This window comes from Enterobacter sp. CGMCC 5087 (genome assembly GCF_003144775.1).
Lineage (GTDB): Bacteria > Pseudomonadota > Gammaproteobacteria > Enterobacterales > Enterobacteriaceae > Enterobacter > Enterobacter cloacae_M.
Genome location: NZ_QFXN01000023.1, coordinates 1 through 9417 on the forward strand (window position 1 = coordinate 1; position 9417 = coordinate 9417).

The following is a 9417-nucleotide window of genomic DNA, read 5'->3' on the forward strand; positions in this document are numbered from 1 at the left end:
ACCGGATAATCGGTTTCAAGATACTGCCCTTCGTGGCGCTGAAGCAGGGCTATGGCGCTGCGGAGATCGTTGATCGGGTTTTCCATATTTTCTTCCCTCGTTTGAATACCTCCATTTTTATGGCAATGACCAATAGCATCAATTGCATCATTACTGCTAAATTGATAAGTAAATCCATATCAAAAAAGGAAGCGTTCCGTGCAGTTTCGTCAGATGCGCCATTTCATCGTCGTGGCCGAAGAGCTCCACATGCACCGGGCCGCTGAGCGTCTGAACATGGCGCAACCGGCCCTGAGCCAGCAGATAAAGGCGCTGGAAGAACGGTTAGGCGTCACGCTCTTTAGCCGGGCGAACCGCCGCTTAACCCTGACGCCCGCGGGTGAAGCATTTCTGGTGAAAGCCAGGCTCGCCATTTCCCTCACCGAGCAGGCGGTTCTGGACGCCAGGCAAACGGCAAGAGGCGAGCAGGGGGTATTAAACCTGGGGTGCGTGTCGAGCGCGATGTTCGACGGCAGGCTGCCCACCGCGCTGCGCCAGATGCACACGCGCTGGCCGGCCATTACCATGTCGCTGGTGACGGGAAACGTGCAGACGCTCTACGCGGCCGTGCAGAGCAACCAGCTCGATGTGGCTATTATCCGGGCGCCGCTGCCGTCGCTGCCTGACGATCTGCAAAGCCGCCCGTTCGCCTCGGAGAAAACGGTGCTGGCGCTGTATCGTCAGCATCCGCTGGCGGGATCTTCCGCGCTAACGCTTTCGTCGGTGAAGGACGAAAAATGGATCTCCCTGCGCGACCCGGAGGGAATGGGGCTGGAACAATACTTTTATGACGCCTGCAGCGGGGCGGGCTTTCAGCCGGACGTGGTGCAAAACGCGACCGACGTGCCCACGGTGATAAGCCTGGTCTCGGCGGGGTTTGGGCTGGCGCTGCTGCCCGCCTCGGCAAAGGCGGTGAGCGTTGAGAATGTGGTTTACGTGGACATCCTCGACCGGCTCCGTGAAAGCGAGCTGACGCTGGTTTGTCAGCGGATTATCCGATCAGAAGTGCTTAAAAAGTTTCTGGTTACGCTCGATCACGCCTGACGTCCGGCGGCCTGCAGCAGCTGCTCGCGCAGCCAGGCGTTCGCCGGATCCTGGCTGTTTTTCGGGTGCCAGTACATGTAGATGGTAATCGGCTGGAGCGGCAGCGGCGGCGCAAAGAGATCCAGCGTGTTGGCAAACTGTTTCAGCATCCGTTCCGGCAGGGTGCACACCAGGTCAGTACCGGCAACAAGCGCAGGCGCCACGGCGTAGCTCTGCGTGGACATCGCAACGCGTCGCTGATAGCCCAGCCCGGCGAGGGTTTGATCGACAAAGCCGGTAAACGGATCCCCAGCCGATGACACCACCAGATGAGAAAGCGCGCAGTAGCTATCCAGATCTAACAGACCCGTTCCGCGCGGATGGCTTTTACGCTGGGCGGTGGCAAACGCATCGTCGAGCAGTTTGCGCCTCACCCAGCCGTCATGAGCACCTGCGCTCACGCCGATGTAGATATCCACATCACCGTTTTCCAGCTGCTGCGGCAGTTCAGACATCTGTGGCAGGGCGAAGCGCAGGCGAATACCTGGAGCTTCGGTACCCACCTGGTTAAGCAGCCCGGTGCCCAGCATCAGCGCCGGGTTTTCGTGCAGGGCGATGACAAAGGTCCGGGTGCTGGTCTGGGCATCAAACGCGATGGGGGCAAATAGCGCGCTGATGCCGCGCAGCACGCTCTCCACCTGAGGCTTAAGCGCTTCAGCTCGCGGCGTGGGCAGCACCCCACGTCCATGTGGGGAAGGAATAAACAGCGGTTCGCCAAAAAGCGTTCGCAGACGCGCGAGACGAGCGGACAGCGCGGGCTGGCTGATGCCCAGCCGCGCGGCCGCATGGGTGATATTCCTGTCCTGAAGCAGGGCGTCCAGGGTCAGGATCAGGTCGATGTCCATGTCAGAGCTGGGCGTCATCTTATTTCGCGCTGCCGGCGTCCCGGTTGGTATAGGTCACAGGGACCCAGGCATAGCCGCCGTTTTCGCCTTTGGTGACATAGCCGATACCCGGGAACGGCAGATGGGGCGCGGCGACCAGGTCTTTATTTTTCACAAAGTCCGCAAACGCATGTTCGCGCACGCTTGCCGCTTTGTTCTGATCTTCATCGTAGGTAATGGTCACGTCAGGCTGCGGGAACTGTACCGCCGCGGCATGAATGATGTCGCCGACAAAGGTGATCTTCTCGCCTTTGCTCGTCAGCGTGTAGAAGGCTGAGCCGGGCGTATGGCCGGGATGAACCGTGCCGGTGAGCCCCGGGAGAATCTCCGAAGTGCCGCTAAACGGCACCACTTTACCGGCGTCAAGATAGGGTTTTAAGGTCTTCTGCGCGACGTCAAAGTAGTTCTTGCCGTAGCCGGTTTTTTTCTGATTCTCGTCATTAAAGAAAAAGTCGACGTCCGGTTTGCCAACGAAAACGCGCGCGTTGCTGAACACCACCTTGCCGTCTTTCACCAGGCCGCCCGCGTGATCGGAGTGGGCGTGGGTCAGCAGGACTTCAGTAATGTCCTCGGGTTTAATCCCCTGGGTGGCGAGGCTCTCAATCAGACGTCCGCCGTTGCCGGGGCCAAAGAGCTGGCCTGAGCCCGTATCTACCAGAATTTTATGTCCGGGCATCGCAATCAGGAACGCGTTAATGGACACTTCAGGCGGGTTGGTCTGGAAATTCTTCGCGAGCAGCGCATCGATTTTTTGCGGCGTTGTCCGGCGCAGCAGCTTGTGTAGATCCTGCGCGACGGTCCCGTCCGTAAACGAGGTGACCAGAACGTCGCCGACCTGAACGCTGTATCCGCCCGCCGGTTGTTTCACGACGTGCTGGGGCGTCTCTGCCGCCGCCTGCAGCGCAGGGTAGAAAAGCAATGAACTGGAAATAAGCGTAGAAAGAGCAAGTTTTTTCACGGTCAGCATACGAGTCTCCTTTGAAAGCGCTCATCTTACTTCTTCGTAAAATTATAAGAACCTGCCCAGAAATGATAGGACCTATAAACGCAGTGGATAGCACAGCGCAGAAGCCGGGTGGCGATGCTGCCTTTCCCGGCTCGTTACACGTTATTTTTTCAGCGGTGCGTTCCAGCTGTCCGGCGTAGCTTTGGACCAGGAGCCATAAGCGGCATTTGGCAGCACAATCCAGTCGTTACCGAAGTGTTCCGCGCTGGCCTCAACCAGCTCACGCTGCTGCTCGCTCGGCTTTTTATTTTTAAACTGCACGGCGAAATCCGGCAGGCTGTCGCCAAACAGCATCACGATCTGCTGCTTTTTGAGGATGCTCTGGCGACGCTCTTCCTTGCTGACCGTGTCCAGAAGCACGCTTTCATCGGACACCTGTGGAAGTCCCAGGGCTTTTAACGTCCTGAGCGTATCGGCTTTATTTTCCTGCATGCGGTCCGAGACATAATAGATACGGACCTTGCTTTGATTCACATGGTCAAGAAACGCTTTCGCGCCCGGAATTAAGCCGGGTTTTCCCTGTTTTTCCCAGTCGCTCCAGGTGTCCCATTTTGTATAGTCGTGACACTGTTCGGTGTCGCGCACCAGCAGAGGGGTGTTATCCAGTACCGTTTCATCCAGGTCCATAACCACGGCGTAATTTTCAGGCGTTTTCAGGTCTTTTAACTTTTCGTTGAAACGCTCGGTGGCAAACCGATACGTCTGCAGCTGAAGAGCCACGATCTCTGCCGATTTCTGCTGATAGCGCAGCGCCATTTCGTACGCTTTGGGTTCACACAGCTCGCCCCCGGCGGCCGTCGCCGCTGCCGTTGCACTCAAAACAGGTAATGCCAGCAGTAATGCCTTAGCCATTGAATTCACACTTTTTTCCTCAACACCCTGGTTAAAATCCTGAAAGCCTAATGAAATTCAATGACAGAAATATGAAGGCCGTGCCGTTAGACCAGCATGTAATACCAGAACAGGGCGATCTCGTCTTTTTCCGGTAAGGCGTTGTAGAGATAACGATCGTATCCGCCCAGGGTAAACCCGTAGTTGCGGTAAAACAGACAGGCAGAAACATTCACATTTTGTGTTTCAAGCCGTAATCCCGGCGCGTTTACGCTGCGGGCCCAGACGTGGGCGGCGGCCATCAATTTTTGTGCGGCGCCGGTTCTGCGTTTTGTACGCTCAACGGCAATATAATCCACTGAGATAAATTTATTCCAGCCGATCGAAGCGGTAATAAATCCTGCAATTTCACCGTCATCCGTTTCGGCAATAAGAAATATGGCGTCCGGATTAACGCAGTGGTTTTCAAGGGTTTGGATATCGAGCTCGTAGGTTTTAATCCAGGGCACGGCGACGGCTTCGATATGCAAATCGCAGTGGATAAAGGGTTCTCGCGCAATGTGGCTAATGGTGAAAGAAAAGTCACAGCATTCAAGGCGCGTGAGGTCGGTACTGAGTCCTTTTCGAATCTGCATAGTATTCCCGGTAGTGAGTAATTTCATAAAGAATAGACGAAGCGGTTAAATTCGCTGGCCTAACACACTTTTAATCCTGAACTAAGCTTGTACTTCGTTCCGCGTAAAATGTGGGTCATTCGAGGACAATGAATGGAATTCAGGACATTTCAAAAGCAGTGGGGTGCTGAGTTTATTTCCGATGACGTTGTACGTTTTCGCGTCTGGGCAGAAGGACAGAAAGAACTTACGCTACGTCTGGCGGCCGGCGACGTGCCGATGACGGCAGCTGGCGACGGCTGGTTTCAGGCAGACGTATCCGGCGTCACGCACGGTGCAGAATATCAATTTGTTCTGCAGGACGGCATGACGGTGCCCGATCCCGCCTCGCGCGCGCAAAAGGGCGACGTTAACGGCCCCTCCATCGTTATCGATCCCCAACGCTATCAGCCGGTCAACCGGGACTGGGCAGGGCGGCCGTGGGAAGACACGGTTATCTACGAGCTACACATCGGCACGTTTACCCCGGAGGGCACCTTCCGGGCCGCTATCGACAAGCTGCCGTATCTGGCAGAGCTCGGTATTACCCAGCTTGAAGTGATGCCCGTCTCTCAGTTTGGCGGTATCCGCGGCTGGGGGTATGACGGCGTGCTGCTGTACGCCCCGCACTCTGCCTACGGTACGCTGGAGGATTTCCACGCGTTTATCGACGCCGCGCACGGGCTGGGGCTTTCCGTGGTGCTGGATATCGTGCTTAACCACTTCGGCCCCGAGGGGAACTATCTGCCTCTGCTGTCGCCCGCGTTCTTTGATGCAGATCGGATGACGCCGTGGGGCAACGGCATCGCTTACGAACGCGAGCCGGTGAGGCAGTACATCACCGATGCGCCGCTCTACTGGCTGACGGAGTATCGTCTGGACGGCCTGCGCTTTGACGCCATCGACCAGATTAAAGACAGCGCTGAGACGCACATTCTGGAGGAGATTGCCGCTAAAATCCGCGAGGCGATCCCGCACCGCCACGTTCACCTGACCACGGAAGACAGCCGCAACGTGATTTTCCTGCATCCGCGCGATGAACAGGGCAACACGCCGCTGTTCACCGCCGAGTGGAATGATGACTTCCACAACGCTGCCCACGTGTTTGCCACCGGCGAGACCCACGCGTATTACCAGGATTTTGCCTTTGAGCCGGAGAAAAAGTTCGCCCGGGCGCTGGCGGAAGGCTTTGTCTACCAGGGCGAGGTGTCGCTGCAAACCGGTGAATCCCGCGGAGTGGAGTGCCAGACGCAGCCGCCGCAGTTCTTCGTCGATTTTATTCAGAACCACGATCAGACCGGGAATCGCGCCCAGGGCGAGCGGCTGATCGCCCTGGCCGGTGCCGACAAGACGCGGGTGCTGCTTGCCGCGCTGCTGCTTTCTCCCCATATCCCGCTGCTGTTTATGGGCGAGGAGTTTGGTGAAACGCACCCGTTCCTGTTCTTCACCGATTTTCACGGCGATCTGGCAAAGGCGGTGCGGGAAGGGCGCGCGAAAGAGTTTACGGGCCATGCCGGGCACGATGAAACCGTCCCGGATCCGAACGACGTGAACACGTTTATCCGTTCAAAACTCGACTGGAATAAGATTGCCACCGACGAAGGCAAAACGTGGCTGCGCTTCACGCGCCACCTGCTGACGCTGCGTCATCGCCATATCGTTCCGCTTCTGCGTCATGGCGGCGCCGTTGAGGGCAAGGTAATTAAGACCGCGCCAGGCATGGTGGCGGTGAGCTGGCATTTCCCGTCAGGGACGCTCTCTCTGGCGCTGAATATCGGTAATAAGCCCGCCGCGCTGCCCGATCTCGCGGGTGAGACGCGCTTTGCCTGGCCGGAAGTCACTGACGTTTTACCGCCGAACGGTATTGTCGTTCGCTTTGCTGATGGAGAAGCATCGTTATGATCCCTTCCGCCACGTACCGTATTCAGTTCCGCAATGGCATGACCTTCGACCGCGTTGCGGCGCTGGTGCCTTACCTGAAAGATCTCGGCATCAGCCATCTCTACGCGTCGCCCGTATTTACCGCCACCGCGGGTTCCACCCACGGCTATGACGTGACCAACCCGAATGAAATTGACCCCGCACTCGGCGGACGAGACGGTTTCGACCGCATGGCCGCAGCGCTTAAGCAGGCCGGCATGGGACTGATTCTGGACATTGTCCCGAACCATATGTCCACCTCGCTGGAAAACGCCTGGTGGCGGGACGTAATTGAATACGGCCAGCAGAGCCGCTATTTCCGCTATTTTGATATCGACGGGTCTCGACCGCTGACGCTGCCGTTTCTTGGCGATACCTTTGAGGCGGAGCTGGAGAAGGGTGCCATCACCTTAAAACGTGACCCTGTCACGGAAAAGGCCGCGCTGGTTTACTACGACGCCGAGTATCCGCTCAACCCGGGTACCTACAGCGAGGAGAAGAGCATAGCCGAACTGCACGACACGCAAAGCTGGCGGCTGATGTCCTGGCGGGAGGCGCCGAAGCAGCTCTCGTGGCGGCGCTTCTTTGAGATAACCGGGCTGGTCGGCGTTCGGGTTGAAGATGACGTAGTCTTCGACGATACGCACCGGCTGATCCTTGAGCTGGTCCACGCGGGCGTGGTGGATGGTCTGCGCATTGACCATGTCGACGGTCTGGCGGATCCGCTGGGCTATCTGCAGCGCCTGCGGCAGGCGGCCGGGCCCGACTGCTACATCACGGTCGAAAAGATTCTCGCCAAAGGGGAACAGCTCCCCGCCGACTGGCCGGTATCCGGCACCACCGGCTACGAGTTTATCGCCTCGCTGGCGGAAGTGCTGGTCGACGACAGTAGCCTGGGGCGTCTGGAGAAAATCCACGACGAGACGCTGGGCATCACGGTCGATCGCCATGCGGAACTGCGCGATGCCAAAGGCCTGATGGCCGATCGTAATTTTGAGGGTGAATTCACCACGCTGCTAAACATTGCTGAGGATCTGGCCCGCCGCAATGAGGTTGCGCTGCCGCGCGAGGAAATCCGTCACGCGCTGCGCGAACTGCTTATTGCGTTTCCGGTCTACCGCACCTACGGCACCCGGGAAGGATTAACCCCGCCGGACGTGGTGCTGCTTAACCGCGTGGTTGCCAGTGTGGAGACGTCGGAAGCGGCGCTGAGTCTGATTGTGCGCATTCTTACCGACGACCTGCCGGAAGATTGTCGCGAGTCCGCCGCGCTTTTCAGAACCCGCTTCCAGCAGCTTACCGGGCCGCTGATGGCGAAGTCCGTTGAAGACACGCTGTTCTTTCGCCACAACCTCGAGCTGGCGCTCAATGAAGTGGGCGCCGACCCGACGCCGCGCGCGTTTTCATTATCCCGCTTCCACCAGGAGATGCGCATTCGTCTGGCCCGTCAGCCCGACGCGCTGCTGGGCACCTCAACTCACGATACCAAGCGCGGGGAAGACGCCCGGGCGCGACTCTACACCCTGACGGAAGCGCCGGAACGCTGGGGCGAGAACCTGGCCCGCTGGCGACAGATGAACCAGACCCAGGTGCGTTTTCTCAATGACGGCACCGCGCCGAACGCTGCCGATACCTGGATGATCTATCAGGCGCTGGCGGGCGTCTGGCCCGCCACGCTGTCTCCGGACGACGCCGAAGGGCTTGCATCCCTGGAAGCGCGTTTTATCGGCTTCCTCGAGAAAGCGCTGCGCGAGGCAAAACAGCGCACCGACTGGATCGACAGCAACGAGAGCTATGAGAGCGTGGTGCTGAGCTACGCGCGGCACCTGCTTTCGCCGGACAATGCGCTGTTCCTGCATGATTTTAGCGAGGCGATGCAGCCCTTTATCCGGGCCGGGCTGATGAACAGCCTCAGCCAGACGGTGATCAAGCTGACGGCTCCCGGCGTGCCGGATATCTATCAGGGCAGCGAGGCGCTTAACTTTAGCCTTGTCGACCCGGATAACCGGCGGGAGCCGGATTTTCCGACCCTGGTGCAAAATCTCAGCGCGGCGGATGCCAGCGTGTTTGACAATCCGGCCGGCTGGCGAGACGGGCGCGTTAAGCAGTTCGTCACCGCCACGCTGCTGCGGCTGCGTCCGCATTACGACGCGCTTTTCCGCTACGGCGACTGGCTGCCGCTTAAGGTCTCCGGCGAGCGCGAGGAGAATCTGATTGTCTATGCGCGCGTTAAGGACGAGGAGGCGCTGATTGTCGCCGTGCCGCGTCTGGTTTTTGATGTCACCGATAATCATCAGCTGTGGGTCAATACCACAGTGGCGATACCCGAGGAGCTGGCGGGGAAACGCTATCGGGATCTGTTCAGCGGTGAGAGCCGCATTCTGCAAGAGACGCTGGATTTAACGTCAGAAAAGGGATGTGTACTGGTTCTGCTTACCTGCGAATAATCGTGGAGAACGAAAATGGCAAAGGATACTACGTTTGAAATTCGGGCCGGTCATGGCCAGCAGTTGGGGGCGAATTATGACGGGAAGGGCGTCAACTTCGCGCTGTTCTCCGCTCACGCCGAGCGGGTGGAACTCTGTCTGTTTGATCCGTCCGGGAAAAACGAAATCGCCCGGCTGGAACTGCCGGAATATACCCATGAGGTCTGGCACGGCTATGTGCCGGATCTGAAGCCCGGCGCGCTGTACGGCTATCGCGTCTACGGCCCTTACGATCCGGAAAACGGTCACCGCTTTAACCCGCACAAGCTGCTTATCGACCCCTACGCTCGAGAACTGGTTGGCGATATCGACTGGAACGATGCCCATTTCGGCTATGAGCTGGGGCATGACGAATTAGATTTAAGCTTTGATACGCGCGACAGCGCGCCGTTCACGCCGAAATGCAAGGTCATCGACCCGAACGCCTTTGACTGGCAGGACAACAGCCGGCCAATCGTGCCCTGGCCGCATACCGTCGTCTATGAGAGCCACGTGAAAGGGTTTACCCAGATGAA

At 58.2% G+C, this 9417-nt stretch carries 8 protein-coding genes and 1 pseudogene; 5 read left to right on the forward strand and 4 right to left on the reverse strand.

Going from position 1 to position 9417, the window contains the following annotated elements:
- On the forward strand, positions 1-266 hold a 266-nt coding region (locus DEO48_RS26910), incomplete at its 5' end, for a hypothetical protein (RefSeq protein ID WP_219933002.1).
- Positions 199-1083 carry a LysR substrate-binding domain-containing protein gene (locus DEO48_RS01525; protein WP_109844135.1) on the forward strand — a complete coding sequence of 295 codons (885 nt, stop codon included), beginning with the start codon at positions 199-201 and terminating at the stop codon, positions 1081-1083. The genes DEO48_RS26910 and DEO48_RS01525, both read left to right, overlap by 68 nt.
- On the opposite strand, the gene DEO48_RS01530 is transcribed toward DEO48_RS01525, so the two are convergent.
- The 4 genes from DEO48_RS01530 to DEO48_RS01545 form a co-directional block, all read right to left on the reverse strand.
- Positions 1074-1985: a LysR family transcriptional regulator gene (locus DEO48_RS01530; protein WP_109844136.1), complete on the reverse strand. Its 912-nt coding sequence runs from the start codon at positions 1983-1985 to the stop codon at positions 1074-1076. The genes DEO48_RS01525 and DEO48_RS01530 overlap by 10 nt on opposite strands.
- Position 1986: 1 nt before the next feature.
- Complete coding sequence (locus DEO48_RS01535) at positions 1987-2973, reverse strand: MBL fold metallo-hydrolase (RefSeq protein WP_109844137.1); 987 nt, start codon at positions 2971-2973, stop codon at positions 1987-1989.
- Positions 2974-3114: 141 nt separating this feature from the next.
- Positions 3115-3864 carry a 5'-nucleotidase, lipoprotein e(P4) family gene (locus DEO48_RS01540; RefSeq protein ID WP_373364816.1) on the reverse strand — a complete coding sequence of 250 codons (750 nt, stop codon included), beginning with the start codon at positions 3862-3864 and terminating at the stop codon, positions 3115-3117.
- Between the two features lie 86 nt (positions 3865-3950).
- Entirely contained in the window at positions 3951-4478 is a 528-nt protein-coding gene (locus DEO48_RS01545) for a GNAT family N-acetyltransferase (RefSeq protein WP_029741295.1), read from the reverse strand.
- A gap of 132 nt (positions 4479-4610) precedes the next feature.
- Here DEO48_RS01545 and treZ point away from each other — a divergent pair, with 132 nt between their 5' ends.
- The 3 genes and pseudogenes from treZ to DEO48_RS01560 form a co-directional block, all read left to right on the forward strand.
- Positions 4611-6398 (forward strand): malto-oligosyltrehalose trehalohydrolase, encoded by a 1788-nt coding sequence (gene treZ, locus DEO48_RS01550; RefSeq protein ID WP_109844138.1) that lies wholly within the window; start codon positions 4611-4613, stop codon positions 6396-6398.
- Entirely contained in the window at positions 6395-8863 is a 2469-nt protein-coding gene (gene treY, locus DEO48_RS01555) for a malto-oligosyltrehalose synthase (RefSeq protein WP_109844139.1), read from the forward strand. Before treZ ends, treY begins: the two co-directional genes overlap by 4 nt.
- A gap of 15 nt (positions 8864-8878) precedes the next feature.
- Positions 8879-9417: pseudogene (locus DEO48_RS01560) on the forward strand (glycogen debranching enzyme GlgX); the annotation flags it as partial.

Bases quoted from the DNA above. Each gene is read 5' to 3' on its own strand.
- DEO48_RS01530 (WP_109844136.1), bottom strand. From the start codon at position 1,985: ATGACGCCCAGCTCTGACATGGACATCGACCTGATCCTGACCCTGGAC.
- DEO48_RS01535 (WP_109844137.1), bottom strand. From the start codon at position 2,973: ATGCTGACCGTGAAAAAACTTGCTCTTTCTACGCTTATTTCCAGTTCA.
- DEO48_RS01540 (WP_373364816.1), bottom strand. From the start codon at position 3,864: ATGGCTAAGGCATTACTGCTGGCATTACCTGTTTTGAGTGCAACGGCA.
- DEO48_RS01545 (WP_029741295.1), bottom strand. From the start codon at position 4,478: ATGCAGATTCGAAAAGGACTCAGTACCGACCTCACGCGCCTTGAATGC.
- treZ (WP_109844138.1), top strand. From the start codon at position 4,611: ATGGAATTCAGGACATTTCAAAAGCAGTGGGGTGCTGAGTTTATTTCC.
- treY (WP_109844139.1), top strand. From the start codon at position 6,395: ATGATCCCTTCCGCCACGTACCGTATTCAGTTCCGCAATGGCATGACC.